A 25860-nucleotide genomic window follows, 5' to 3' on the forward strand; every position below is an offset into this window, starting at 1 on the left:
GATTCAGTTTTGGCATGGAAGAAGAAAGACACCTACGCTGATTATCTGCAAGATGCCATGAATTGCTTGCCCAGTGTCCTGACACACTGGGTAGTGGGTAATCGAGCGCTTCCCTGAAGCGCCGCCGATGGACAGGCAGACCGGTAATGTTTTATTGCCGAATTCGATGAGGAGAGAATACCGTGGCCAACAATCCCTATAGCGCGTCCAACACTGACGGTCCGCACGATACTGATTTCAAAACCAGTGATCAGAGCAAGAACGAGAATCTCGAGCAGTTTCGCAACGATGCCGAAGGTCATGACCTGCGTACTAACAATGGCGTACGCATTGCCGATAACCACAACTCCCTGAAGGCCGGTGAGCGTGGTCCGACGCTGATGGAAGACTTTATCTTCCGCGAGAAGATGAATCATTTCGACCATGAGCGTATTCCCGAGCGCATCGTGCATGCTCGTGGTGCTGCTGCACACGGTGTTTTCGAGGCCTATCCGGAGGCCGAGAAGTATTCAAAGGCGGCGGTTTTCAGGGCCGGCCAGCAAACCCCGACCTTTGTACGCTTCTCCACCGTTCAGGGCTCGCGCGGCTCCAACGACACTGTCCGTGACGTGCGCGGTTTCGCGACCAAGTTTTACACCGAAGAGGGCAACTGGGATCTGGTCGGCAACGACATGCCGGTCTTTTTTATCCAGGATGCGATCAAGTTCCCCGACTTCGTGCACGCCGTCAAACCCGAGCCGCACAACGAAATTCCGCAGGGCCAATCAGCGCATGACACCTTCTGGGATTTTGTCTCCCTGATGCCGGAGTCGGCGCACATGGTGCTGTGGACCATGTCGGACCGTGCCCTCCCACGCAGCTATCGCTCCATGGAAGGCTTTGGCGTTCATACCTTCCGGCTGGTCGACAAGCAGGGCAAATCGCGCTTTGTGAAGTTTCACTGGAAGCCGCTGGCGGGTACCTATTCCTTCATCTGGGACGAGGCGCAGCTGCTGTGGGGTCGTGATCCGGATTTCAACCGCCGCGAGATGGCCACCGATATCAGCAACGGCGACTACCTCGAATGGGAACTGTGTGCGCAGATCATCGAGGAAGAGGACGAGCACAAGTTCGACTTCGATATTCTGGATGCGACCAAGCTGATTCCCGAGGAACAGGTGCCGGTGACGCCGCTGGGCAAGATGACGCTCAACCGCAACCCGGACAACTATTTTGCCGAAACCGAACAGGTGGCCTTCAATCCGGGCCATATCGTGCCGGGCATCGACTTCACCAACGATCCGCTCCTGCAGGGACGTCTGTTTTCCTATCTCGATACCCAGATGCTGCGTCTGGGTGGGCCGAACTTCAAGGAAATCCCGATCAACCGTCCCGTCACGCCGGTGCATAACAACCAGCGTGACAGCTTCCACCGCATGACGATCAACAAGGGGCAGGCGTCCTACGAGCCCAACTCGATCGATGACGGCTGGCCGCGTGAAACGCCGCCGGCGGCAGAAAACGGCGGGTTTGAATCGGTCAACGAGCGTGTTGATGCCCACAAGATTCGCGGGCGCAGTGCCTCCTTTGCCGATCACTATTCGCAGGCCACCCTGTTCTGGAACAGCCAGACAGACGTGGAAAAGGAGCACATCGTTCAGGCCTACGGCTTCGAGCTTTCCAAGGTCGAGCGTCCCTGGATTCGTGAGCGTGTGATCCAGCAGATCCTGCCCAATATCGATCTGGACCTGGCCCGTCGCGTGGGCGAGATTCATGGTATCGAGGCACCCACGGAAAAGCCGGCCTCGGCGGAAGAGCTGGGCAGGAGCACGCTGACCGAGTCGCCAGCGCTGAGCCTGATGGCACGTCTGCCCGGCAACATCAAATACCGCAAGGTGGCCATTCTGGTCGCGGACGGTGTTGATCTTGATCAGGTCACGGCACTGCAGTCGAAGCTCAAGGCCGAAGGCGCGAAGGGCATGATCATTGCGCCAACCATGGCGCCGGTGAAGGCCAGCAATGGCAACACTATTACGCCGGATGCGATGCTCAATGGTCTGCCGTCAGTCACCATGGATGCGGTACTGATCGCCGGTGGCGCCAAAAGCGTTGAAACGCTCAAGGCCAGCGGTCAGGGTCGCTACTATCCGCAGGAGGCCTGGAAGCACCTGAAGGTGATTGCGGCGGTAGGTGAGGGCAAGGCGCTGCTGGAAGCTGCCAATATCAAGCTGGATGAGGGTGTCCTGACCGGTGACAGCGTGGATGCCATTTTTGATGACTTCAAAAAGGCGCTGGGCCAGCATCGTGTCTGGAGCCGTAATCCGGAAGCCAATACTCAGCCCGCCTAAGGAGACTGACGGATCGCATCTATCCTCTAATAAAAAACCCCGGCCTGGCCGGGGTTTTTTATGTGTCGGCGGATTAACATATTATGACCCTTCGGAGTGGACGTTGGCACGAGAGCTGCGTATGTTGCTTGCCAAACCGGCATCTGTCAGTCATATGCCAAAGGGCATGGCGGATTTGCCCCGCTTACGTCAGTGCTTTGAGTGGATATCATGGCCTCTTCCAAAGAGCGATTTATTGGACTTGAGTGGCTGAGATTCTTTCTCGGTCTCTACATCGTCATCTTTCATACCCTGCATAACTACCCGTCCATCAGAAGCTGGTCGGGCTATGTCACGGATCTCGGGTTTTTCTCGACCAGTACCTTTTTTATCCTGTCCGGCTTTTTGCTGGCGCATGTGTATCTCAATGACAAGCACGAAATGCGCGAGCCAGCCAGAAGCTTCATGACCAAGCGGTTTGCCAACCTCTATCCGATTCATATCGGTTCGTGCCTTCTGGCCATGGCGGTTTCGGCAGGTGTGGGCTATCTGGCACTGACGGCTCAGGATGCCGGGACGTCACTGCGCTTTGTGCTCTATGACGTCAACAACGACACCGGTATCGTTAATCCCGAGGCCCTTCGCCACACCATGGGCGACTTTGAGCTCTGGTTTAACGTCGTGCTCAACGTGTTCATGCTGCACGCCTGGAACCCCTATTACCTGACATTCAATCCGCCGTCCTGGTCCATCTCGGCACTGTTTTTCTTCTATCTGACCTTTCCCTTTATTGCCCCCAGGCTCATGAAGATCAAAAGGACGCGGCTGGCGATCCTGCTTACCAACCTGGTCTATCTGGTACCGCCATTGCTGGTTGTGGCCTTTACCCCTTATGACATGCCGGAAACAGGTATCCTGCACCGCAATCCGATTATTCGGCTGCCCGAGTTCATTGCAGGGATTTTGCTGTGCGCCTTTTATATGCAGCAAAAAAATGCCGGGCAACTGCTCAAGCGGCAAGGAAAACTGGCTCTGGCGCTGTATATCGCGGTGTGCTGTCTGGTCGCGACCTGGCTGCTCGAGCATGGACGCGCCTGGTACTACTTGCTCCATAACGGATTATTGCTCACGGCTGAAATGGCACTGATCTATCTGTGCGTGCACATTCCCACCCCCGACAGTAAGCGACTGACCAAATTTGCCGGACGTCTGGGTGGGGCATCCCTGCCCATGTTTGCCCTGCATGTACCGCTTTATGTCATCTTCACCAGAAGCGAGCAGATTCTGAAGGGTGAGCCTTCCCTGTGTGCTGACAACCTGCGCCTGTGTCTGGCGGCGGCCGGCACCAGTTCCATATGGCTCTACCCGGTCTACCTGCTGATCACCATCATCCTTTGCATTCTCTTTCAGGAGCAGTTTGTCGTTCGTATACGCCGCTGGATTCTGAGCTGGATGCTGCCCACAGCACCTGTGCGAAACAAGACGCATGCCGAGCGAATGGCCGATCCGCAGGAACCCCGCTGAGACAAGGGGGCGGTCCAGGTTACAATGAGGGCTGCTCCCGCAACAGCGGGACCGAATATTTGTCTCATGAGGTATTTTTTGAAAGAAAGCCTGCAGATCTGGTGTGCCCAGCGTCTGGCCAGCCACGGCTGGCATCGTGAGGTGCCGCCCGAGCGTGGCATGAGTATGTCCCGTGCCCTTGCACGCCTGCGCAGCATGGAGATCGAGGAGCCGGGCGCACTGGGGTGGCAAATGATAGGGCGTCTTGATCAGGCGCAGCGTGATGAAGCCGTCACCATGCTGGTGCTGGCTTTTAACGCGCATTGGCTGGATGAGCAGGCGCTCTCGCAATGGCTGACCTGGCTCAAGGAAGGTGCTGCTTCACAGGCCCCCTGGCCCGATGACGGCGACAGCGCCATATGGCGGGCCCGCGCGCCCTTTGCGCCCATCATGATCGATAGCATGGCGGCAGCTGGACTGGAGCGTGATCACACCGGACATTTCCTGGGCCGGGTCTGGTCGATTCATGAGCGTGATGAGTTGATCCGTATGCTGCTCTGGCTGGCAGGGCAGGGTCATCGCCATGGCTGGGAGCTGGATCATCAGCGGTTTGGGGCCATGACCACGGCCCAGCGCCTGCAATGGCACGTACGCATGGCACCACAGGCGACTTATGCCGCCACAATGGAGGCCTTTGTCGTGCAGGGACAGCCTCGGGATGTGGCCGCCTGGGACTGGTTGCGTCTGGTGGATCTGGCCTGGGCCGGGATGGCCATGGGATGGCTGGATCAGGATGAGGCCAGAGGCTTTGCCGCGCATGGAGTGGATCTTCTGACGCGCCGCTATGACAACTGGCATGCCGTGGCGCTGGCCTGGCAGCGCGGCCGCAGTCTGCATGAAGGGCTCGATTTGATGGAGAACTTCACTGATGACTGGCAGTTGCTGCTGGACGCGAGCGACAGCCCATGGCAAAGGCCGCTGCATCAGTTGCTCGACGATGATCTTCGCGATCGCTCGCGAGCCATGATCCGCGGACTGCGCAGCAGTGCACGCCATTGGGCGCTCGCGGTAGCCTCGGTCAGAGAATCGGATCTGCTGTATCGTCAGTCAACGGCTCCGGCTGTCAACGATGAGCAACGCCGACAGAGCCGGGAGTATCTTCATGAGGTGCTGGACTGGCGTCCGGAAGAGGGGGTGGCAGGGCTTTCGCGCTTCTGGATGCCGGGACAGGTACATCATCTCAATCAGCTGGCCTCCGATGCGCTGCATGACAGAATGCCGGAGGTCGACACCCCCTTTGGTACGCCATCTCCCGAACTGCTGGCCTATCGCCAGGAACTGGCGGCCTGCGCGTCGGTCTCGGCCACGATCATCATGGCAGAGAAATATGCCTTTCATCTTCAGATGTTTGAAAGCGCCGACTATGGTGAAGACGAACTGCTGACGCGCTATTACACAAGGCTTGCCGCCATGCTGGATCGTCACTATCTCTGTGTGGATGCCATGCTGGAGGCCTGGGCGCGATGGGAGCAGGCCCTGCCCGAGGACAGCACTCAGGAGTCTCTGATCGAGGACATCGAATGGCATCGCCATGACCCCGGCAGCCCCTTTCACTGGCTGACCGCGCCGACCGGCTTCCAAAAGGAGCCGGGCAGGCGCCCGTCACTGTCGCGATTTACCGCACTCTCGCTGTCAGGACCGCTCAATGCCGCGCTCTGGGGTGAACCTGACAGACAATACGGCGTTCAGGCCAGCGAAATCCGGGACTGGCTCGACAGTCATTATGGTCTCGGGGGCACCGCGCCGTTGATTCGATTTCTCGACTTTCTGGTCGAGGCGGGGGATCGCCAGGAATACCTGATTAACTACGGCCCCTACACGCTCAACCAGCGTCGCCTGCGTCAGGAAATTGCCGTGCTTGAATCTGCCGAGCGCAGTGAAGACGAGGGCGTGCATCTGGAGAGGCTGCGTCGCGTGCTGAAAAACGATCATCACTGCAACGATATCGATATGGCCGCGTGGGACATCGCGCAGCTGGTAGACCTTGCGGCTGCCGGGCGGCAGCTTGGCTGGCTGAGTTCAGACAAGTTTCATCACTATCTGGACCAGGCGCTGCAGCTGGCATCCCGTCACTATAGCGACTGGTGGGCCTATGGAAAGGGGATGCTGGCAGGGTACAGTTTCTTCATGGTGGTCACGCCCGAACGCGATTATTTCCTGGCGGAGTTCAATCATGCCATGACCGCCTGGCAGACAGGGCTGCCACCGCTGGCGGGTTGCTGGGCCAGTCTTGATTTTCCGGGCACTCAGCCCCGACGCTGGCCGCCTTTGCACGCAGATACGCTGCCAGGGGATGCGCGCATTCTGCACTAGGATCACCAAAGGTAACTGGATGGTGTGGTTTGGTTACTTTCGTATGGCTTTCGATTAATACTTTGGTCACAACAAGGGTGGTTTGATTAATTTTTAATACTCGTCAGACAAGGCCAAATTCCTTAACATCCTGAAAGCGTTTTGTTCGACGCCTTTTTCCTATCTGTCACGCGATATTTTCAGGATGCTTCCAGTGCTCGATCAACAAAAAGGGCCGTATACATGCGGCGAATAATCATGAGTGGTCTGGTTTGTCTTGCTTTAGGAGGGTGTGCGGCCTCGCAGCCCGGTTCACAGGATGGTTTAAAGGATACGGCAATGCTTTCGCTTTCGACGGTGAAAACGTCGAAAGCGAAAGCGGGAAGAAATGCCGGCCAGGCGCCCCGATATGATTATACGTCGCCCGAGGATGCTTACCCGGTCGATATAGAGGCCGCGTTGTTGGCTGAATACGATACCTGGGAGGGGACACCCTATAGATTCGGGGGCGAAAGCAGCAGTGGCATTGATTGTTCGGCACTGGTGCAGCAGGTCTTTCGTGACAGCTTCAACTTTGACCTTCCCCGGACCACGGCCGGACAGGTGCTGACCGGCCGCCGCATCGAGAAAACGGCGCTCAAGGCCGGTGATCTGGTTTTTTTCAGGCCATGGCGCGGTGATCGCCATGTCGGAATCTATCTTGGTGATGGCCGCTTCATGCATGCTTCAAGCTCGCGAGGCGTCAAGATTTCTCGGCTGGATAATCCCTACTGGAGCCGACATTACTGGCAGTCACGCCGAACTCTGGATGCCAATGCGCTGGCCATGCGCACGCCCTGATTTTCTGAAATGTCAAAGTGGGCCGGTACTGTGACAGTATCGGCCCACTTTTTTGTGTGCTGACGGTAATGAGAGTGAGCTGATCTGTACGGGTTCTTTTCCATGTCGCTGGTTTTTGAGCCCGTCAATCAAGCTTTCCAGGTGTCTCCAGTACTAATGCTTTATAAACCGGCATTTGTTGTACAAGATGTATAAAAATATTGTACAGTGATGGTGGCAAGCGGCTGGCAGGATGCCGGCCTGAATATTGATTTCAGGATTTCTCAGGTATGGATACCCGATGCTCAGGGCTTTCAGCCCCAGCGGCCGAAGCGATACCCGCTTCTTTGACATCATCCGGACTCGATGGAACATTAGCGCCTCGGACTGCATGTGAGCGCTCGAACCATCATGGGATATCGCTGCTGGACATGGCGCCCCATCATCGCGTACTGGACATGTATGGCTCCAGTCGACAGCGCATGCACCTGATTGGCCGAAAGCTCGATGAGCGAGGTGAACTGGTCGCCAATATCACGGGCGCACTGTCGCTTGAAAGCGCTGAGCTTTGCCATGTTCCGGACAATGTGATCATGACCCGCCTTGATGATGAGCGTCTATCACTGGAAGAGGTGGGCACCTTTGATCGTGTCCTGCTGGATATCCCGGTCCTGATGGGGCGACACCTGTCTTCACGTCAGCGTTCAGAGCGTCTTGTGTCATTGCTGTTGCGTGCCATCGCACTATGTCGCGAGGGTGGGCGCGTCGTGTATGTAACGCACGGTCATCTGAAACAGAACAATGAGATGGTGGTCGACCAGGTGATCAATGATGCCCACAAGGGTATTGCCCTGAACAACATTGCATTCGCCGGCAGCTCGGGCAGTACTTTCTGTGGCGGCCAGCAGCTGGATGCAAGGGTTGCCAGAACCCTCTATGTGGACAGTGAAACGGGCAGCGATAATCGTTTCCTGGCCGTACTTGAGTGCAGTCGCGCCTGAGTCCAGGAGCGTCTGACGCAGCCGGCATCGACGTCGTTGCAGCCCATCACTACAATGACGCCTCTTTTACCTGCCGGTACCGAGAATGTCTCACCTGATGTTTCGTTTGCATCGTTTTCGTCACACCTTTATGGCATGGGCGGCGCATCAGCTTGTGGCCTGGCGCGTCTCGCCGGCGGGGCTTGCCCTTTCAGCCATCGCGCTTGGCATTGCCACAATGCCTCTGCTGTATGCACGCCAGCCTTTGTTAGCTGCACTGTTCGTTGTTTTATATCGTCTGCTGAGCATGTTGTCGGGCTGGGTATCCATGGCACTCGGGCACTTTGATGCCAGGCAGCGCTACCTGCGCCCCTTCATGGAAATCGTTTTGATTTTGTCGGTCATGGGTGGGCTTTCACTTTACCAGCCTGAGCGACTTTTCCAGCCTGCGCTTGTGCTGGTCATTGTCATACTCGTATTTGATCTTGAAAGGCGACTGGCAGCGCTGCTTCAGGAAGCGCAAATGATCGTGGTCAGGGTCGGCGGAGTCGAGCGTCTGGTCGATGTTGCTACAGGAAGTGTCGGACGAACGCTGCTCTTGATTGCTGCCTGCTACTGGCCGCAGACCTTTTTCTGGAGCGGATTCGGATTTGCAGGTAGCTGTCTGGTGGTGCTGATCTGGCGGCTAATTTTCAACTATCGAGCACTTGGCAGGCATTCAAATGCCGCTACATTCGCCTCTGCTGACGTGCCAAACGCCACGGTCTCGCAAGGTACGAAACGGCAAGAGCAGGCATAAAAAAAGGCAGCCCATGGGCTGCCTTTTTAAACGCTGGGCGCTGGCAATCAGTGCTGATGACCGCCTTCGCCATGTACATGGCCGTGCTCGAGCTCTTCGGCACTGGCTTCGCGTACGGATTCAACGCTCACGTCAAAATTCAGGGTCTCACCTGCCAGCGGATGGTTACCGTCAACAGTCACGGTGTCACCTTCAAGCTTGGTGACGGTGACCAGCAGCGGGCCGCCTTCGGTCTGAGCCTGAAACTGCATGCCCGGCTGGATGTCTTCAACACCCTGAAAGGCATCGCGCGGTACTTCCTGCACCAGAGAGGGCTGGACTTCGCCATAGCCTTCGCCGGGTTCAACGCGCGCCTGAAGGGTATCGCCTGTCGTCTTGCCCGATAGTTCCTTCTCGAGGCCAGGAATGATGTTGCCTGAACCGTGCAGATAGGAAAGCGGATCACGACCTTCGGAGCTGTCGAGGACTTCTCCAGCGTCGTTTTTCAGGGTGTAATGAAACGCTACTACCGTGTTCTCTGCGATCTGCATGATAAGGGTCCTTTTGCGTCGGTACGTGTTGGTTGCTCTAAAACTGTCGGGGCATTGTTTTCAAGGATGGTCTCCATGAATGCGTGCCGACGTGCTTATCCACCAAGATGGCGACGGCCATATAATTTTCAACCCCGAGAGGTTCATCAATCGCGCTTTTTTTGCGATATCATGCCAGCATGGTGCTTACCTGTGTGCAGGCCGGCGTCATGAGGGCCCAGCGGCACAGGCATTGTGCCCAGGGTCACACTGAATTATAGACATTTAAACATTCGCGCAGGAGAGCTTATGACCATTGCTGTCATCTGGATCGTTATTTTTGCCATTGCTACCGCACTGGCCTGGAAGGGCTGGGAGAGTGGTTTTGGCAAAATGGTCAATCGGTGGGTGCCTGCCATTCTTCGTCTTGATGACGATCAGGTCAATCGCATGACCTGGTCGATCGTGGCAGGTGTACTATTGGCCACGCTGATGACCAACCCTGCTTCGATGCTGTTGACCCTGCTGCTGATTGCTCTGATCGCCTTGATCGTACGGGCAGTCATTCGCTTTGCGTTGAGCAAGGTGCATTGAGAGAGCTTGGGGTAGCCTTCTGACGCCCGCAGGCTGATCGATCGGCCCCAGGCTCTGGAAACGCCCCTGATTGAACGCCATCAAAAAGGGCTCCCTCGGGAGCCCTTTTTAACGTTCGATGCACTGTAAAGGCGCGATCAGCGAGAGATTTGCTTGTACTCGCCGGAATCACTGGTGGCTCTGCTGACGATCACAATGGCGATCAGTGAGGCAATGAAGCCCGGAATGATTTCATAAATACCGGGACCACCCATGAATGACGCGTTCCAGCCCAGCGTGATCCAGACCATGACCGTAACGGCCCCTACGATCATGCCTGCGATGGCGCCGGCGCCGTTGGTGCGTGACCACATCAGCGACAGCAGGATCAGCGGACCGAATGCTGCACCAAAGCCTGCCCAGGCGTTGCTCACCAGTCCCAGCACCTGAGAGTTCGGGTCGGAGGCAATGATGGCGGCGACGATGCCCACCAGCAGGACGCTGACTCGACCGACCGTGACCGCTTCCTTCTCGGAGGCTTCCTTGCGCAGGAAAAGACGATAGAAGTCTTCGGTCAACGAGGAAGAGGCCACCAGCAACTGACTGGAGATGGTGCTCATGATCGCTGCCAGCAGTGCGGCATAAAGGAAACCGGTGACCAGCGGATGGAACAGCAGGTTTGCCAGAATGATAAAGATCGTTTCCGGGTCATCGACCTGCATGCCATTGCGAACGGCATAGGCCCGGCCGAATATCCCCAGCGACACGGCGCCAATCATGGAAATGAGCATCCAGCTCATGCCGATATTGCGCGCTACGGGAACGTCCTTCAGGGACCGAATGGCCATGAAACGCACGATGATGTGCGGCTGTCCGAAATAGCCCAGCCCCCAGGTGACGGCAGAAAGCCAGCCGATGAAGGTCAGACCATCTGTCCAGGATAATAATGTGGGATCAATCTCATTAAGGGTCTGTGATGCCTGAGCGAAACCGCCGCCGCCTTCGCCGAAAAGCACCACGGCCGGCATGATGACCAGCGCCAGCATCATGATGCAGCCCTGTACGAAATCCGTCAGGCTGACGGCCAGAAAGCCCCCGACGACCGTATAGACCAGCACTACCCCCAGGGTAATGACGATGCCCGTGCCGTAATCGCCCAGCCCGCCAATGTTGATCAGGCCCGAAAAGGCGCTCTGGAACAGTTTGCCGCCGGCGACAAGGCCCGAGGCCGTATAAATGGCAAAGAAGATCACGATGACGATGGCAGACACCACCCGCAAGGACATGGCGCGGGTAGGAAAACGGTTGGCCAGAAAGGCCGGGATGGTGATGGCATTGCCATAGTGGACTGTCTGTTCACGAAGACGCGGTGCCACCAGCAGCCAGTTGAAAAAGGCCCCTACCAGCAGACCGATACCGATCCATGCCGATCCAAGGCCGGAGGCGAACATGGCGCCGGGAAGGCCCAGCAGCAACCAGCCGCTCATGTCCGATGCGCCGGCCGACAGTGCGGCTACCTGCGGGCTGAGGGTTCGTCCGCCGAGCATATAATCCTCGGAGGTGGAGGTAGAGGTGCGCATGGCATACAAGCCGATACCGATCATGAGCGCAAAATAAACAAAAAGGCTGATCCAGACGCCGATAGCCATAAATTTCTCCTGTGTTCTGATTATTAGGCCGGAATGTTTCCTGCAAGGGTCATGAGCAGGGCGCGCGCGAATGAGAAACCCTTTTTAATGTTGTTTTCAACCACAAACGGTTTCCCATCGCTTGCGTCATGAGTGCTGTATCAACCGTCGCCCATGGCCAGAAGGGATGCATTGCCCCCCAGAGCTGCTGTATTGATCGTACGCGTTTTTTCATTGGCAAAACGCAGTAAATAGTGGGGGCCGCCGGCCTTGGGCCCGGTGCCAGAGAAGCCTTGCCCGCCAAAGGGCTGTACGCCTACCACGGCACCTATGATATTACGGTTGACATAGACATTGCCGACCCGGATACGACTTGCCACGCGATTGGCAAAGGTTTCGTTGCGGCTGTGCACGCCAAAGGTCAGACCGTAGCCACGTTCATTGATGGTATCGATGACCTGATCAATCTCGCTGGCCTTGAACGTCGCCACATGCAGAATGGGCCCGAACTGCTCGGTCTCCAGCGCATCAATGCCATCGATCCTGAACGCCGTCGGGGCAATGAAGGTGCCGTTGGCCGCAATGGCCGGATCAATTTCGGTCTCGGCAATCAGGCGGCCTTCGCCCTTGAGGCGATCGATATGGGCCTGAAGCCCCTTGCGGGCGTCCTCATCGATGACCGGGCCGACATCCGTGGAGAGCCTTGTCGGATCGCCGATGTTGAGCTCGGCCATGGCCCCCTTGAGGGTATCGATGACGCGCTCGGCGATGTCTTCCTGAACGTACAGCACTCGCAGCGCCGAACAGCGCTGGCCGGCGCTCTGATAGCTCGAAGCCACCACATCCTTGACCACCTGCTCGGGCAGGGCAGTGGAGTCCACGATCATGGCATTCAGGCCGCCGGTTTCTGCCACCAGTGTGGGCAGGGGGGCGTTTTCCCGGGCAGCCAGCGAGCGATTGATCAGCTGTGCCGTCTGGGTGGAGCCGGTGAAGGCCACACCGGTAATGCGACGATCGCTAGAGAGCACGGCGCCTACCGTGGCGCCATCCCCCGGCAGCAGCTGGACAACCTCGCGCGGCATGCCGGCTTCATACAACAGCTCAATGACGCGATGAGCGATCAGCGAGGTCTGTTCGGCCGGCTTGGCCAGCACGGTATTACCGGTCACGGCCGCCGCCACAGTCTGACCGCAGAAGATCGCGATCGGGAAATTCCACGGACTGATGGTGGCAAAGACCCCCTTGCCCTGCATGATGAGCTCGTTGGACTCTCCCGTTGGGCCGGGCAAAACCGTGGGCGCTTCAAAGATTTCCCGGGCACGGGCGGCGTAGTAGCGACAGAAATCCACCGCTTCGCGCACTTCGGCCACCCCGTCGGGCAAAAGCTTGCCGCCTTCCATGCAGCACAGGGCCATCAGCTCTGCCATGTGCTTTTCCATCAGATCGGCGAAACGCTCCAGAATAGCGGCGCGCTCCTCGACCGGCGTGTCATTCCAGTCGGGGAAAGCCTTCCAGGCCACCTCAATGGCGTGCGAGGTTTCCTCGGCACTGGTCCAGCGCACCCGGCCGACGGTGCGGCCATGATTCCAGGGGCAGATAACGTCGTGGTGCTCACCGTCACTGTCCTTCAGATCGAACCCTACCAGCGGGCCGGCACTGTAGTTACGCTGGAAAAAGGACGACATGTCCTCCATCAACGGCTTGAACTGACTGTTGACGTTGAGATTGATGCCTCGAGCGTTGCGGCGGCCGTCCGGATAGATCGCAGCGGGCATCGGGATGTTGGCATTGAAGTACTGGCCCACACCGGTCAGATTTTCGACCGGATGAACGCACAGGGAGTCCACTGGCACGCGCGGGTCGACCAGCTGATGGACGAAGGAGGAGTTGGCGCCGTTTTCCAGCAGGCGGCGTACCAGGTAGGGGAGCAGGTCCTTATGGGCACCGACCGGGGCGTAAATGCGACACCAGGTGCCCTTGGGCGCCTGCTTGAGGGCCGCCTCATAAAGGGCCTCGCCCATGCCGTGCAGACGCTGGAACTCAAAGGCGCGATCCCCCTGACGGGCCAGGTCGATAATGGTCGAGATGGTGTGCGCGTTATGGGTGGCAAACTGGGGAAAAAGACGGCCACGGGTATTGTCGGACAGCAGATAGGTGGCGCAGGCCAGGTAGGAGACATCCGTGCAGGCCTTGCGGGTAAAGACCGGGTACCCATCAACGCCAAGCTGCTGGGATTCCTTGATCTCGCTGTCCCAGTAGGCGCCCTTGACCAGGCGCACCGGAATTTCATCTCCCTGATCACTGGCCACGCGTGTCAGCCATTGCAGGGCCGGCAGGGCGCGCTTGGAGTAGGCCTGAATGACCAGACCAAATTTGCCCCAGCCCCGGCAGGCACTGGAGGTATAGACCGCCTTGAAGACATCGAAGGACAGTTCGAGTCGATCCACCTCTTCGGCATCAATGGTCAGGGCGACATCCAGCCCGCGCGCCAGCTCGACCAGTTGTTGAACGGTCCCGACCAGTTCTTCAAGGACCTGCTCGCGCCGTCCGGCTTCATAGCGGGGATGCAACGCCGAGAGTTTGATGGAGATTGATGGTGCCGGTGTGCTCGAAGAAAGCTTCTGGCTGGTCTTGCCGACGGCGCGAATGGCGTTGGTGTAGTCATCGAAATAGCGTTTGGCATCCTGACGGGTCAGCGCGGCTTCCCCCAGCATGTCGTATGAATAGGTGTAGCCCTTGTCAAACTGCGGTCTGGAGCGCTTGAGCGCTTCGTCAATATCGCGACCCAGCACGAACTGGCGGCCCATGACCTTCATCGCCTGGCGCATGGCCTGACGAATAACCGGCTCGCCCATGCGGTTGACCATGCGGTTGATGAAGCCAGCCGGGCGCCCATCCTGCGGATGGTCCAGCTTGATCACACGACCGGTAGTCAAAAGCCCCCAGGTTGAGGCGTTTACGAACCATGATTCGCTCTGGCCGGCGTATTTTTCCCAGTCACCGACACTGAGACGATCCTCGATCAGGGCATCGGTCGTGGCGGTATCGGGCACCCGCAGCAGGGCTTCTGCCAGGCACATGAGCATCAGGCCTTCCTGGGTGCCCAGGCTGTATTGCTGCAAAAGCTCATCAATGGAATCCACCGCGGTATCCATGGCGCGAACTTCGCGCACCAGCGCCGCCGTACTGTCAGCAATCCGCTTGAAATCCCTTTCATCGGTTTGCAGAAGTTCGATGAACTGCTGCACCAGATCATTTTCATTGACGATGTAGTGATCGCTGATGCGGTCAAAAAGGGCTTCAGGCGTCTGCTGCCAGGTATTGGCATCCAGTATTTGTTGGCTGTTGAGCATAGTGAAGTTCCTTGCCGCGACGGGCAGCCAGCCTGGATTTCAAGCGCGCAGACAGGCGGCGCGCCGATGGCTGGCGGTTACGAGAGGATGATGAGTTTTTTGACTTTAGGCCGCCTCATGCGGCGCCGTCTTGTCGATTTGCCGGGAAGGATTGTCAGATTGGCGGGAGTTGCGCACGCAGGCCGTCAAGGCAAAAAAGCAGGCTTTTCAGCAATACATCTTTGGTCTTAAACGACAGGAGCGTAATGATTGGTGCTGTATCGATTTACCTATGAGCCGGCCGTCTGGCGCAGTGCGCCCGGGGAGTGCCCGAAATGGCGTCTAAAGGCATGTGACAGGGCGCTTTGATTGGCAAAGCCCGAGCGCTCGGCAATATCAATCAGGGGCAGCCGGGTTTCCAGCAGCAGCTTGCGGGCGGCATTAAGGCGTTTGCGCAGGATGTACTGATAGGGGGGAAGCCCCGTGCGTATACGAAAAAGCTCGGTAAAGTGGGCGCTGGAGAGATGCGCCAGTCCGGCCAGGTCTTCAACGCGAATACCGCGGGCCAGATGTCGGTCGATGTAATGGTCCAGCATGACCAGATCGAGCCGCGACTGGGGCGTCGCCTGACGGTCGAGCAGGCGATGGGAGAGTATCGAGAGCAGGGTGGTCACCAACAGATCGCGATCGACGTCCGGCTGATGCGTGATCTCCTCCACCATAAAGGTGATATAGGCACAGGCTGCGCTGTCGAGCTCGAAATGCAGAGGGTGAGAAAAAAGCTGAAAGTGATGTCGATAGGCGCCTGACAGCCCCGGTGCGTCATCAAAAAGATCCAGTAGCAGCTGGGAGTTATCGCCGATGCCGCGATAGCAGTGCTCCCGATCCCCTGGAATGGTACAGCCGTGAAACGGTGAGATATGCAGCGGGCGACCGTCAATGATGATTTCCGCTTCACCTTCCAGCCCGATCACGATCTGGTGAAAGGGATGGGAATGCGCCAGGGAAATTTCCTCGAGCGGCGCGCGGCGAATGACGTTGGTGCTGGTCAGCGCGATGGCCATGGCAGTTCACTATCCGGACAGAAGACGCTCATCGGCCTGTATTAAAAGGCGCGTCGGTCATTGAGTGACAGTCGCGCCGTCAGGTGCTCGCGCAAGGCGCGAATCTCCTCGAGCCCGGTGACTGAAAACAGTGCGCCTCCCTGCTCAAAGCGCCAGGGCTGGCCATATTCATCCATGATGACCTGGCAGCGCCGGCGCACATTTTCCAGATAGGGATCATGGCGAATCGGGTAGCCGACAATGGTATGCCAGCGTGCTTCTGAGACGCGATTTTCCAGCGTTTCATCGAGCAGGGTCAGCAGGTCGTCGGCGCTGGTGCGATATCGCGGCGTTCGCGACAATAGCAACGCCGCGACCATGAAGCCGCAGATCAGCAGACAGACGACAAAGGTCAGCAAAAAGGTAGCCATGGAGGGTCATCGGTTGCCGGATCGAGACGTCATTCTAGCATGTCCCGATCCTCAACCGAGAGGGTCAGCGTTTGGGCAGTTTATCGTTGACGGCCCCTTCGCGACTGCGCCGAATGCGCTTGAGCCAGAGCTGCCTGGCGTGATGCCGAAGATTGGAAACATCGTCGGTTTCATCCACGATGTCCTGACCCAGAATGGTTTCGAGAATGTCTTCCATCGTCAGCACGCCCACCCAATTACCGTGGTCGTCGTACACCACACACATGTGATGGTGGTCATTAAGCATGCGAATGAACACCTGCTCGACGCTATCCTCGCTGTCCACTGAATCGATGGGATGCATGATCGATTCGAGTGTGGCGTTATCGTCGGCGTGATAGGTATCCATCTTGTGAACATAACCCATGGTCTGTTCCGGCGGCGTCATGACGGGGTAGCGGGTAAAGGGCAGATTGCCGTAGCCGGCATCAAATTCGGTGACCGTCATCCCGGGCGTTACGGTGGTGCATACCGTTCGTGGCGTCATGACATCGCGCACCGGAATATTGTGCAAATTCAGAATGTTAATGATGGTTCTGCCTTCATCGGCATCCACGACGCCTCGCTCCTGGCCCAGTTTTGCAAGGGCCTTGATCTCTTCGCGAACATCAACGTCGTCTTCTCCGTTGCCACCGATTCGGTGCGTGATCTGTTCCGATAGCCAGATAAAGGGCAGCAGTGTCCAGATCATGCCCTTGAGGGTGGGGGCCATGATCGGGGCCAGCTGGCGCCAGTAACGCGCACCGATGGTCTTTGGCAGGATTTCCGACAGCACAAGAATCAACAGTGTCATGACCGCCGAGGCCACACCGATCCACGTTTCACCGAAAAGCGCTGAAACCTGTGCGCCCACACCGGTGGCGCCGGCCGTGTGAGCAATGGTATTGAGCGTGAGGATAGCAGCCAGCGGCCGGTCAACGTTGTCCTTGAGCTTGCGCAGCGAGTGATGCAGCGCCGGTCTTGATTCCTGCAGGCGCGCGATATGGCTGGGGGTCAGAGAGAGCAGTGCTGCTTCAAGTACCGAACATATAAAGGAAATGGTAATTGCAGAGAGGGCAAAAACGATCAGAAGAATCATGGGGGCTCAATGTGGTAACCAGACGGTCATTAATGCCATTTCTGGCAGAGCAATGGATTAAGGGAATATTAAAATCCTCAAGGATTGTGTAAATCTATGTAAATATTAAGGTTGGTTTCTGACTTGTGCCCGGATGGATTAAAGCGGTGTTTTCTCGTAGAGATGTCGCTATTTTGAGACATTTGTGAAGTATATTAATATAAGCTTTTCGAAATTAAATAAATTGATCACAAAATGTGTTTCTTTTAATACTTTAGCCTTGATGTCTGATGGGTATAATTCGAGTGGTACCAAATTATTAACCCATGTAATGTTAAAAGGCTTACGCGTTCGGTATGCAATCCCTTGACTCGCTCGAGCTGGCCATCCTGACCCGTCTGCTCAATACAGGCCGATACCAACGTGTCCATGTCAAGGCATTCGAATTTGGTGTCACGGATATCGAATTTGCTCGTGCCGTGCGCTACCTCACCCGAAGAGGACTTATTGACGCGGTCTGGCAGGATCAGCCATCCCCTCAGCGGTGGTGGCGTTTTTTTCGCCGCTCCTGTTTTGACCAGTGTTGTGGGCGTATTACCGCGCACGGCATGCATGTCGTCATGACCGGCTAAAGCCTGTCATTGCCCTCTTCCTTATCCTCCGCGCTGGGGCAGTCCTGATGCCCTTGTCACATCAGTGAATCTGCCCTTGAACGGCAGGGCACGGGTCGTCTGTATGACCACGCCCGAAAGGCCCGCGAAAACGCTGATGGCACAGAAAGTGACGTGCATTCCGACCGGTGCGAGGAGGGTGGCAGAGCAACACACCCGCCATGAAGGAGTGACCCTGGAGAGCAGGGGGCTGGCGGTAGGTCAGGCCGATCGGTGGTTTTTTGTCCGGGCTTTGATCAGGCATAAAAAAACCGCCACAACGAGGTGGCGGCCATGCAAGGAACAGTTAGTCCAAAACGCATTCCTCAGCGACTGAAGAAGAACGTCTTGCTTACTATGACCATCGCGTTCGCGGTTTGATCCCCAAAATCGAAATTTTTTTTACCCGGAGATTTTTTGCCCTGGAAACAGCAGTTTGCGGCACGCTGCTTGTGTTTGCCGACGCGGGCTTTTATGATGAGCACCATGCGGGTATAGCTCAGTTGGTAGAGCGTCAGCTTCCCAAGCTGAATGTCGTGGGTTCGAGTCCCATTGCCCGCTCCAATTCCTTTTTGTATTTCCCCTCTTGCTGTTCAGAAGTCTACAGTCACTCGTGACAATGTTTTCACTTTTGCATGTCACTGATTATCGTCTGCTGAAAAAATTCAGAACCCGGTCCACGCCCAGACTGTCCGACCAGGCCGCCGGTGTCTGAATGACGGCAATGAACATCTGATCTTCAACGTCCACATATTGCTCAAGATCGGCAAGGACAAGGTCAGGCGTGGCATTGATTCGGACAAGCCAGGTGCTCTCGAGCACCTGCAGGCTATCCGGGTAGCGCGACAGCGCCCCGATCAGGTGGTGATACTCCTGGCCGGGACGTTTTAAATCGCAGGTAATCATATAGTCGGCCATGTCTGGCTCCTGAGAGGTTGCCGGAAACACCATCCGGCCCCCGGTATGGTATGGCGTCTGGTGCGCACCGTCGTCCCTTAATGCCGGCCAGGCCCGAGGTTCGCCTCAAGATCGCGCAGGGCACTGCGCAGCCCTTCTTCAAGGCAGGGGTGATAAAAGGGCATCTCCAATATCTGCGCCACGCTCATGCGCTGCTGATGACACCAGGCCAGCAAATGGCCCAGGTGCTCTGCCTGCGGGCCGAACATCTCGGCGCCCAGAAACAGCCCGGAACCCTGTTCGCCATAAACGCGCAGCAGGCCGTGGTTCTGGTGCATGATGCGGGCACGGCCCTGATGTTCAAGGTTGACTTCCCCGATGGCGTAACTGTCGCGGGCACGTTTTTCGATCTCGCTCCATGAAAGCCCGACGATGGCAATCTGCGGATCGGTAAAGACCACCATCAGCATCGAACGTTGGCGCCCGGCACGAATGTCCGGATAGCGCCCGGCATTGTCACCGGCAATACGGCCTTCATCGGAGGCTTCATGCAGCAGGGGTAGCTCGGCATTGGCATCGCCTGCGATAAAGATGGAGGAAAGCGTGCCATCCCTGCGCTGACACTGCAGTGTGTCGCGATCAAATACCGGCAGTCCCTCATGCATGCGCAGATCCGCACGGGCGATCTCGAGTCCTTCGAGATTGGGTGGGCGTCCCGTGGCAGCCAGCAGATAGTCAAACTGCTCGGTCACCTCGCGCCCTCCGCCGCGCTCAATAAAGGTGATTTCCACCCGGCCGTCGACGAGTGCCACGTTGCGTGTCTCGGCTTCAGGGTCGAGATAGAACTCCCTGTTGAACTGCTGATCGGCACGGTTACGGATGACAGGGTCGCCGATCGGTCCGATGGCGCCGCCCACCCCGAACATCCGTACTCGAACCCCCAGTCGCGACAGCGCCTGCCCCAGCTCGAGGCCAACCACGCCCGGACCGAATACAGCCACGGATTCAGGCAGATCGTCCAGATCAAAAAGATCGTTGTTGGTAATCAGGCGATTGCCGGCAGCCTTGAGAAAGTCTGGATAATCGGGGCTGGAACCGGTGGCAATCACGATGCGCCCGGCATGAAGACGAGTATGGTCATCGATGATCAGGGTGTTGTGGCTTTCAAATGTCGCATGACCGCGAAGGCGCTGATCGGCATCAATACCTTCTATTGAGTCGATGACACCATCGACAAAATGGTCGCGCTCGCGCTGGACGCGCGCCATGACATCACGACCATTGATGCGAATGTTCCCGTCAATGTGAACGCCAAAGGCACCCGCGTCACGAGCGTGATGCGCGGCATCGGCAGCTGCAATCAAAAGCTTGCTGGGCATGCAGCCCACTCTGGCACAAGTGGTGCCGTAAGGGCCTCCTTCGATCATGAGAACGCTGTCAGTGTGAGCGCAGGCCGCATGATAGGCCTCCAGGCCGGCGCTTCCTGCGCCAATGATCGCAACGTCTACGCGTCTTTCCTGCATGCCGAGACTCCATTGCCTGACCAAACAGTAGGGGACTGTACATATAAAAACGGCCACCCGAAGGTGGCCGTCATGATCAGGAGGCAATCAATCGATCAGGCAACAGCCTGCTCGAGATGCGCCTTCAGATCCTCGGCACCGCCGATGTGGCGACCATCGATCCATACCTGCGGTACGGTGGCATGACCGGTCATGGCACGCAGCGAGCGGCTGGTGATGTCACGATTGCCGATGGTGATGTCTTCATAGGCAATACGGTTATCGGCCAGCGCCTGCTTGGCGCGGGCACAGTGCGGGCAGCCGGGCTTGCTGATAATGGTAGCAAAGCTGGGACGCTCTGCTTCAGGATTGAGGTAATCGAGCATGGTATCAGCGTCGGAAACCTCGAAGGGGTCGCCCGGCTTTTGCGGCTCGATGAACATCTTCTCGATTTTGCCGTCGCGAACGACCATTGAATAGCGCCAGCTACGCTTGCCAAAGCCCAGATCGGTCTTGTCCACCAGCATGCCCATGCCTTCGGTGAACTCGCCGTTACCGTCGGCCAGCAGGGTCAGATGCTCGGCTTCCTGATGCTCGCCCCAGGCTTCCATGACGAAAGCGTCGTTAACAGACAGGCAGAGGATTTCATCGACGCCGCTGGCGAAAAGCTGCTCTGCCAGCTCGTTGTAGCGCGGCAGATGCGTGGAGGAACAGGTCGGGGTGTAAGCGCCCGGAAGGGAGAAAACGGCGACAGTACGGTTGGCAAAGATATCCTTGGTCTGGACATCGACCAGGTTGCCGCCCTTGCGCTGTTTGAGGGTCACTTCCGGAACATGCTGTCCTTCACGATTTTGCAATTCCATCATTTGCTCCATGTATTATTGAAATACTGCGGTGAAAACACCGCTGCCAGAAAACATCCTGCAGTGTATGGGCTCGAGTCTCATCATGATATTTGAATAAGACAAAGGTCGTAATAGGAAAGGATAATTGAAAGGATTTGGCTAGTGTTATGGTTCGAGCCAAATGACCCTCTTTCCATTCATCCATGATCGGGCTGCTATCGATAGCAGTAGTGGATGTGCTCCTGCTTGCGTGGTCCTTCAACCGTCCAGGTCAGATCAAAACCGCCGTCTTTCATGATCAGTTCGCCGCTATAGAGATCCCGCACGCACAGATGCGGGGAGAGGCTCATCAAGCGATTTTCCTCCACCACGATCAGCGGAAACAGAAACACTGCCTCCTGCTGGCCGCGGCGTTCGTGATAAAGCTCCACGCGATCCTCGATGACTTCAAAGCGATAAACGTTGCTAAAGGCCATCCTGCGGCCGTTGGCATGAGTGAAATGGCCCTGTTCATGAAAGCGGAAAGTGGCGTCGTCACCGCTGACAAGGACGTCTCCGGTGCCATGGCCCGACCAGTCACTGGAAGATTGTGGTCCGGGTGAAGCCGTAAAGGTGAGCTGCCGGGTTGCCTTGAGGCATTCGGTCAGGCGTATAATTGTTGTTAACCTTGAAAATCTATCTGGTTGACAAAGCATATGGGCTATCTACTCGGGGTCACACTGTTGTGGTCCTTCTCGTTCAGTCTGATCGGTGTGTATCTGGCCGGTCAGGTGGACAGCTATTTTGCCGTATTAACGCGTATCTCGCTTGCCTGTCTGGTATTTTTGCCCAGTGTTCGGCCCCGCCTGCTGGACCGGCGCCGAACACTGGGGCTGATGGGCGTGGGGGCCATTCAGCTGGGGCTGATGTATGTGTGCTACTACCAGTCCTTTGTGTTGCTTGGCGTGCCCGAAATTCTGCTGTTTACCATTTTTACGCCGATTTACATTGCGCTGCTGGATAACCTTCTTTGCCGTCGACTGGATATCTTTCAGCTGGCAATGGCCGGGCTTGCCGTACTGGGCGCGGCGCTGATTCGCTACCAGGGGGTGGGCGAGGACTACTGGACCGGTTTCCTCATGGTGCAGGGTGCCAACCTGTGCTTTGCCTTCGGCCAGGTCGGCTACCGACATCTCATGCGCGGTGTTGAAGGGACGTTTCCGGCCCTCAATGTGTTCGGCTGGTTCTACATCGGAGCGCTGCTGGTCGCTGTGCCGGCCTGGTGGTGGCTGGGCGACGCCACCCATCTGCCGACGACATCGGTTCAGTGGGGCGTGCTGATTTGGCTGGGCATGGTGGCCTCGGGCGCCGGCTATTTCTTCTGGAATCAGGGCGCTCGGCGCGTCGATGCCGCAACGCTTGCTGTCATGAACAATCTGCTGATTCCCGCAGGACTTCTGGTCAATCTGTTGATCTGGAATCGCGAGGCGGACCTTTCCCGGATCGCGTTGGGTGGCGCTGTCATGCTACTGGCCCTTTTGGGCAGTGAATGGTGGCGCCGGCGCATGATATCGCCGTCATCGCCATCGACTGAATTTTCCTGAGCCGCGATTTGCCCCCGTCCAGGGCGGAACGCATAATGCCGGCTCGATGAAACAGTCTGGACACGGCATGACACAGTTCAACCGGGTGGGGTTGGTGGGGCGGCCTGACAGTGACAAGGTCGTTGAAACACTTGAGCGTCTGACGGTGTTTCTGAAGTCGCGCGGGCTTGAAGTGTATCTGGAAACGGATACCGCGAGGACCTGCTCGCTTCAACAGGGCATCAGTCTTTCGCTCGAAGAGATCGGTCGGCAGTGTGATCTGGCCATTGTGGTCGGCGGTGACGGCAGTCTGCTGGGCGCCGGGCGTATGCTGTGTCGCTTCAATACGCCCATACTGGGGGTCAATCGAGGTCGGTTGGGGTTTTTGACCGACATCAACCCCGATGAGGTCGAGCATCGCATCGATGAGGTGCTCAACGGCCAGTATGAAGTGGAAAGGCGGTTTCTGCTGGATACCGAGGTCAATCGTGATGGCGTTGTCATCGGGTCGGCCTGCAGTCTCAACGATGTCGTGCTCCATCCGGCCGCTGCCGTACGCATGATCGAGTTCGAGCTTTATATCGATCGCCAGTTTGTCTACCGCCAGCGCTCCGATGGTTTGATCGTGGCAACCCCGACCGGTTCGACGGCCTATGCGCTCTCGGGGGGTGGCCCCATTTTGCATCCCCGGCTCGAGGCGATTGTGCTGGTGCCGATGTTCCCGCATACCCTGTCGAGTCGGCCGATCGTGGTCGACGCTGCCAGTGACATCCTGCTGGAGGTCGTGGACAGCCACGATGCCGAGCTTCAGGTCAGCTGTGACGGGCAGATGAAAGTGGTGGTACAGCCTGGTGACATGGTTTCCATTCGGCGCAAGCCTGAATACCTCAAGCTGCTTCATCCGCCGGGATACAGCTATTTCGAAGCCTGTCGCAGCAAGCTGGGCTGGAGTAGTGGCCTTGCTGGTTGAGCCTGCTCCCAAAGTGTCTGCCTCGGAGACCGATCAAGGATTTGACCTGATCGGTGATGTCCATGGCTGCGGTGATCTGCTCGAATGTCTGTTGGAGCGGATGGGCTATCAAAGACAGGGCGAGGTATACACACACGCCTCCCGGCGCGCCATCTTTCTGGGCGACCTGATCGATCGCGGCCCCCATGTCCAGAAGGCGCTCGACATCGTACGTCGTATGGTGGATGCGGGCACCGCCCTGGTAGTCATGGGCAATCATGAAGCCCATGCCCTGAAGCAGTGCCTGAGAGAAGGGGGGCGCGATTTCATCCTGCCGCGTGTCGGGGGCCGCAGTGAACGGGTCATGCATGAAACGCTCAAGCAGTTCGAGCGGGCACCAGGGCTTTGGGCTTCATATCTTGAGTGGTTTCTCGAGATGCCGCTGTGTCTTGAGTTCGAGCATTTTCGCGTGGCGCATGCCTGCTGGGACGAGACGCTACTGCGGCCCTTTCTGGCAGAGCACCCGGACGGCCGGATTGATCGACGCTTTCTGTTGGCGGCAAGTGAGACGGGCAGCCCTGAACATCGTGTACTGGATCGCACGACGCGCGGCACACAGCTGCGTCTGCCCAACGGGCAGATGATTCGCTCGCTGGATGGTACCCGTCGCGGCCTGTTTCGCACGCATTTCTGGGCACGCTCCCCGCAGACCTATGGCGATGTGGTCTTTCAGCCCGACCCGCTGCCGCCCGAATTCGAGGACCAGCTGCTTCGCGACGACGAGCGCCGCAGGCTGGTACATTATGATCCTTCACAGCGTCCGCTTTTTGTCGGTCATTACTGGTGTGAAGGTATTCCCAGCCTGGCAACGCCCAATATTGCCTGTCTGGATTATAGTGCTGTCAGGGGCGGGCGTCTGGTCGCCTACCGCTTTAACGGCGAGTCAGCGCTGGATGCCGGGCGGTTTTGCTGGGTCAGTGCCTGAGATATAAAGACGGTCATTAAATAAAACTCGGATTTTTTAAATGCATCCGGAACTTTTGAGTCACTCTGTCGTCAGAGTAAGTGTTCCCTTGAATGATCCCTTGCTCTTGTCCGGCGGACCCTCTCCGCCGGACTTCTTTTTGTGTTTGTCATTTAACGTCCGAATCCATGAGCATGACCGGCTGGCAGGTTCCAGCCTCAAATGGAGTCAGCATGCCTCAGGCGCTGCGTTTTCCTCTTGATGCCGATATTGACGGGCTGCGTCACGCACTCTGGAAGCATCGCATCGGCCACCACTATTCCCGTGACCAGAGTGGGCAGGTACTCTGGCTGATCGAGGATGCCCAGCTCGACCAGGCTCGTGAGCTGATCAACAAGTGGCATCAGGGTGTCTCCATGACACTCGATGAGCCTCATGAGCCGGTCGCTCGCGCAGGCTCGGTCATGGGGGCGCTGCGCTCGGCACCAATGACAACGCTTGTGATCGTGATGTGTCTGGCCGTCTTTGCATGGCAGGGAATCGATAATATTCAGGCGCTGACGGCGCTGGCCATTGCGCCCATTGCCATCGAAGGACAGCAGCTTTATGCCTCCACTCTGGGTTACGCCCTGTCACAGGCAGAAATCTGGCGGCTGTTTTCGCCGGCCTTTTTGCATTTCAGCCTGATGCATCTTGTCTTCAACCTGCTCTGGCTCTGGTATTTTGGCCGGCAGGTGGAAGCCCTGCAGGGTCGCTGGCGGCTGCTGGCACTGCTGGTTTCCGCCATGCTGGTGTCCAATCTTGCCCAGTACGCCACCGGCACGGTGCTTTTTGGCGGCATGTCCGGTGTGGTCTATGCACTGGTCGGATTCGTCTGGCTCTATTCGCGTCTGGTGCCTGACAGTGGCTTCCAGTTCCCGGCCATGCTGATGGTGTTCATGGTGGGATGGCTGGTGCTGTGCATGACGCCGGCCGCCGACTGGCTCGGCTTTGGGAACGTGGCCAACGAGGCCCATCTTGGTGGGCTATTGCTGGGGCTGGCAGCCGGGCTTCTGGGCTCGCGCTTTCATCCGCGTCAGGTAGTGCCCGGAGACAAACACAAGGATATTGACGGATAAAC

General features: G+C 57.3%; 22 protein-coding genes and 1 tRNA gene. 13 read left to right on the forward strand and 10 right to left on the reverse strand.

Annotated elements, in window-relative coordinates; all coding sequences use genetic code 11:
* Positions 1-182 precede the first annotated feature (182 nt).
* The 6 genes from katE (at position 183) to Q0931_RS06490 (ending at position 8759) form a co-directional block, all read left to right on the forward strand.
* Complete coding sequence (katE, locus tag Q0931_RS06465; RefSeq protein WP_299258458.1) at positions 183-2327, forward strand: catalase HPII; 2145 nt, start codon at positions 183-185, stop codon at positions 2325-2327.
* Positions 2328-2537: 210 nt separating this feature from the next.
* Positions 2538-3830: an acyltransferase gene (locus tag Q0931_RS06470; RefSeq protein WP_299258460.1), complete on the forward strand. Its 1293-nt coding sequence runs from the start codon at positions 2538-2540 to the stop codon at positions 3828-3830.
* A 78-nt stretch (positions 3831-3908) separates the two neighbouring features.
* Positions 3909-6182 carry a DUF1266 domain-containing protein gene (locus Q0931_RS06475; RefSeq protein ID WP_299258462.1) on the forward strand — a complete coding sequence of 758 codons (2274 nt, stop codon included), beginning with the start codon at positions 3909-3911 and terminating at the stop codon, positions 6180-6182.
* A gap of 441 nt (positions 6183-6623) precedes the next feature.
* Entirely contained in the window at positions 6624-7001 is a 378-nt protein-coding gene (locus Q0931_RS16735; protein ID WP_366941585.1) for an NlpC/P60 family protein, read from the forward strand.
* 410 nt (positions 7002-7411) lie between these two features.
* A complete protein-coding gene (locus Q0931_RS06485; RefSeq protein ID WP_299258464.1) occupies positions 7412-7981 on the forward strand; it encodes a hypothetical protein in 570 nt (189 codons plus the stop codon).
* A gap of 217 nt (positions 7982-8198) precedes the next feature.
* The gene (locus Q0931_RS06490; RefSeq protein ID WP_299258466.1) at positions 8199-8759 is read left to right on the forward strand and encodes a hypothetical protein; all 561 of its coding nucleotides are present in this window, start codon (positions 8199-8201) and stop codon (positions 8757-8759) included.
* 47 nt (positions 8760-8806) lie between these two features.
* Here the strand turns inward: Q0931_RS06490 and Q0931_RS06495 are convergent, their stop codons facing one another.
* Positions 8807-9289: a peptidylprolyl isomerase gene (locus Q0931_RS06495; protein ID WP_299258468.1), complete on the reverse strand. Its 483-nt coding sequence runs from the start codon at positions 9287-9289 to the stop codon at positions 8807-8809.
* Positions 9290-9577: 288 nt separating this feature from the next.
* Here Q0931_RS06495 and Q0931_RS06500 point away from each other — a divergent pair, with 288 nt between their 5' ends.
* Complete coding sequence (locus tag Q0931_RS06500; RefSeq protein ID WP_299258470.1) at positions 9578-9862, forward strand: hypothetical protein; 285 nt, start codon at positions 9578-9580, stop codon at positions 9860-9862.
* A gap of 137 nt (positions 9863-9999) precedes the next feature.
* Here Q0931_RS06500 and putP read toward each other — a convergent pair whose 3' ends face one another.
* The 5 genes from putP to Q0931_RS06525 all read right to left on the reverse strand — a co-directional run bounded on the left by putP (position 10000) and on the right by Q0931_RS06525 (position 17392).
* Positions 10000-11490, reverse strand: a complete 1491-nt coding sequence (gene putP, locus Q0931_RS06505) for a sodium/proline symporter PutP (RefSeq protein ID WP_299258472.1) — start codon at positions 11488-11490, stop codon at positions 10000-10002.
* Positions 11491-11630: 140 nt separating this feature from the next.
* Positions 11631-14822: a bifunctional proline dehydrogenase/L-glutamate gamma-semialdehyde dehydrogenase PutA gene (putA, locus tag Q0931_RS06510; protein ID WP_299258474.1), complete on the reverse strand. Its 3192-nt coding sequence runs from the start codon at positions 14820-14822 to the stop codon at positions 11631-11633.
* A 269-nt stretch (positions 14823-15091) separates the two neighbouring features.
* Positions 15092-15865 carry an AraC family transcriptional regulator gene (locus Q0931_RS06515; protein ID WP_299258476.1) on the reverse strand — a complete coding sequence of 258 codons (774 nt, stop codon included), beginning with the start codon at positions 15863-15865 and terminating at the stop codon, positions 15092-15094.
* Positions 15866-15906: 41 nt separating this feature from the next.
* Positions 15907-16275, reverse strand: a complete 369-nt coding sequence (locus Q0931_RS06520; protein ID WP_299258478.1) for a hypothetical protein — start codon at positions 16273-16275, stop codon at positions 15907-15909.
* 64 nt (positions 16276-16339) lie between these two features.
* Positions 16340-17392, reverse strand: coding sequence for a CNNM domain-containing protein (locus tag Q0931_RS06525; protein ID WP_299258480.1), 1053 nt, complete (start codon positions 17390-17392; stop codon positions 16340-16342).
* Between the two features lie 335 nt (positions 17393-17727).
* On the opposite strand from Q0931_RS06525, the gene Q0931_RS06530 reads away from it, so the two are divergent.
* Both Q0931_RS06530 and Q0931_RS06535 read left to right on the forward strand, forming a co-directional pair.
* Positions 17728-18003 carry a hypothetical protein gene (locus tag Q0931_RS06530; RefSeq protein ID WP_299258482.1) on the forward strand — a complete coding sequence of 92 codons (276 nt, stop codon included), beginning with the start codon at positions 17728-17730 and terminating at the stop codon, positions 18001-18003.
* A gap of 506 nt (positions 18004-18509) precedes the next feature.
* Positions 18510-18585, forward strand: a tRNA-Gly gene (locus Q0931_RS06535).
* Positions 18586-18666: 81 nt separating this feature from the next.
* Here the strand turns inward: Q0931_RS06535 and Q0931_RS06540 are convergent.
* From Q0931_RS06540 to Q0931_RS06555, 4 genes are all read right to left on the reverse strand, one after another.
* Positions 18667-18939, reverse strand: coding sequence for a hypothetical protein (locus Q0931_RS06540; RefSeq protein WP_299258484.1), 273 nt, complete (start codon positions 18937-18939; stop codon positions 18667-18669).
* A gap of 77 nt (positions 18940-19016) precedes the next feature.
* Positions 19017-20441 carry a dihydrolipoyl dehydrogenase gene (locus Q0931_RS06545; RefSeq protein WP_299258486.1) on the reverse strand — a complete coding sequence of 475 codons (1425 nt, stop codon included), beginning with the start codon at positions 20439-20441 and terminating at the stop codon, positions 19017-19019.
* Positions 20442-20536: 95 nt separating this feature from the next.
* A complete protein-coding gene (locus Q0931_RS06550; protein WP_299258488.1) occupies positions 20537-21283 on the reverse strand; it encodes a glutathione peroxidase in 747 nt (248 codons plus the stop codon).
* Positions 21284-21480: 197 nt separating this feature from the next.
* On the reverse strand, positions 21481-21960 hold the full coding sequence (locus Q0931_RS06555) for a DUF6314 family protein (protein ID WP_299258490.1): 480 nt from the start codon (positions 21958-21960) through the stop codon (positions 21481-21483).
* On the opposite strand from Q0931_RS06555, the gene Q0931_RS06560 reads away from it, so the two are divergent.
* From Q0931_RS06560 to Q0931_RS06575, 4 genes are all read left to right on the forward strand, one after another.
* Positions 21961-22848, forward strand: a complete 888-nt coding sequence (locus tag Q0931_RS06560; RefSeq protein ID WP_299259156.1) for a carboxylate/amino acid/amine transporter — start codon at positions 21961-21963, stop codon at positions 22846-22848. It abuts the gene before it with no gap.
* A 67-nt stretch (positions 22849-22915) separates the two neighbouring features.
* On the forward strand, positions 22916-23797 hold the full coding sequence (locus tag Q0931_RS06565) for an NAD(+) kinase (RefSeq protein WP_299258492.1): 882 nt from the start codon (positions 22916-22918) through the stop codon (positions 23795-23797).
* Complete coding sequence (locus Q0931_RS06570; RefSeq protein ID WP_299258494.1) at positions 23787-24761, forward strand: metallophosphoesterase; 975 nt, start codon at positions 23787-23789, stop codon at positions 24759-24761. The genes Q0931_RS06565 and Q0931_RS06570 overlap by 11 nt, the downstream gene beginning before the upstream one ends.
* Before the next feature lie 212 nt (positions 24762-24973).
* Positions 24974-25858: a rhomboid family intramembrane serine protease gene (locus Q0931_RS06575; RefSeq protein ID WP_299258496.1), complete on the forward strand. Its 885-nt coding sequence runs from the start codon at positions 24974-24976 to the stop codon at positions 25856-25858.
* Positions 25859-25860 lie beyond the last annotated feature (2 nt).

The sequence above is a fragment of the uncultured Kushneria sp. genome (genome assembly GCF_947497025.1).
Taxonomy (GTDB): domain Bacteria; phylum Pseudomonadota; class Gammaproteobacteria; order Pseudomonadales; family Halomonadaceae; genus Kushneria.

What these genes read in the sequence shown, in the direction of transcription:
- Q0931_RS06470 (WP_299258460.1), top strand. Translation starts at nt 2,538, where the DNA reads ATGGCCTCTTCCAAAGAGCGATTTATTGGACTTGAGTGGCTGAGATTC.
- Q0931_RS06485 (WP_299258464.1), top strand. Translation starts at nt 7,412, where the DNA reads ATGGCGCCCCATCATCGCGTACTGGACATGTATGGCTCCAGTCGACAG.
- Q0931_RS06490 (WP_299258466.1), top strand. Translation starts at nt 8,199, where the DNA reads ATGCCTCTGCTGTATGCACGCCAGCCTTTGTTAGCTGCACTGTTCGTT.
- Q0931_RS06495 (WP_299258468.1), bottom strand. Translation starts at nt 9,289, where the DNA reads ATGCAGATCGCAGAGAACACGGTAGTAGCGTTTCATTACACCCTGAAA.
- Q0931_RS06500 (WP_299258470.1), top strand. Translation starts at nt 9,578, where the DNA reads ATGACCATTGCTGTCATCTGGATCGTTATTTTTGCCATTGCTACCGCA.
- putP (WP_299258472.1), bottom strand. Translation starts at nt 11,490, where the DNA reads ATGGCTATCGGCGTCTGGATCAGCCTTTTTGTTTATTTTGCGCTCATG.
- putA (WP_299258474.1), bottom strand. Translation starts at nt 14,822, where the DNA reads ATGCTCAACAGCCAACAAATACTGGATGCCAATACCTGGCAGCAGACG.
- Q0931_RS06515 (WP_299258476.1), bottom strand. Translation starts at nt 15,865, where the DNA reads ATGGCCATCGCGCTGACCAGCACCAACGTCATTCGCCGCGCGCCGCTC.
- Q0931_RS06520 (WP_299258478.1), bottom strand. Translation starts at nt 16,275, where the DNA reads ATGGCTACCTTTTTGCTGACCTTTGTCGTCTGTCTGCTGATCTGCGGC.
- Q0931_RS06525 (WP_299258480.1), bottom strand. Translation starts at nt 17,392, where the DNA reads ATGATTCTTCTGATCGTTTTTGCCCTCTCTGCAATTACCATTTCCTTT.
- Q0931_RS06530 (WP_299258482.1), top strand. Translation starts at nt 17,728, where the DNA reads ATGCAATCCCTTGACTCGCTCGAGCTGGCCATCCTGACCCGTCTGCTC.
- Q0931_RS06540 (WP_299258484.1), bottom strand. Translation starts at nt 18,939, where the DNA reads ATGGCCGACTATATGATTACCTGCGATTTAAAACGTCCCGGCCAGGAG.
- Q0931_RS06545 (WP_299258486.1), bottom strand. Translation starts at nt 20,441, where the DNA reads ATGCAGGAAAGACGCGTAGACGTTGCGATCATTGGCGCAGGAAGCGCC.
- Q0931_RS06550 (WP_299258488.1), bottom strand. Translation starts at nt 21,283, where the DNA reads ATGGAATTGCAAAATCGTGAAGGACAGCATGTTCCGGAAGTGACCCTC.
- Q0931_RS06555 (WP_299258490.1), bottom strand. Translation starts at nt 21,960, where the DNA reads ATGCTTTGTCAACCAGATAGATTTTCAAGGTTAACAACAATTATACGC.
- Q0931_RS06560 (WP_299259156.1), top strand. Translation starts at nt 21,961, where the DNA reads ATGGGCTATCTACTCGGGGTCACACTGTTGTGGTCCTTCTCGTTCAGT.
- Q0931_RS06565 (WP_299258492.1), top strand. Translation starts at nt 22,916, where the DNA reads ATGACACAGTTCAACCGGGTGGGGTTGGTGGGGCGGCCTGACAGTGAC.
- Q0931_RS06575 (WP_299258496.1), top strand. Translation starts at nt 24,974, where the DNA reads ATGCCTCAGGCGCTGCGTTTTCCTCTTGATGCCGATATTGACGGGCTG.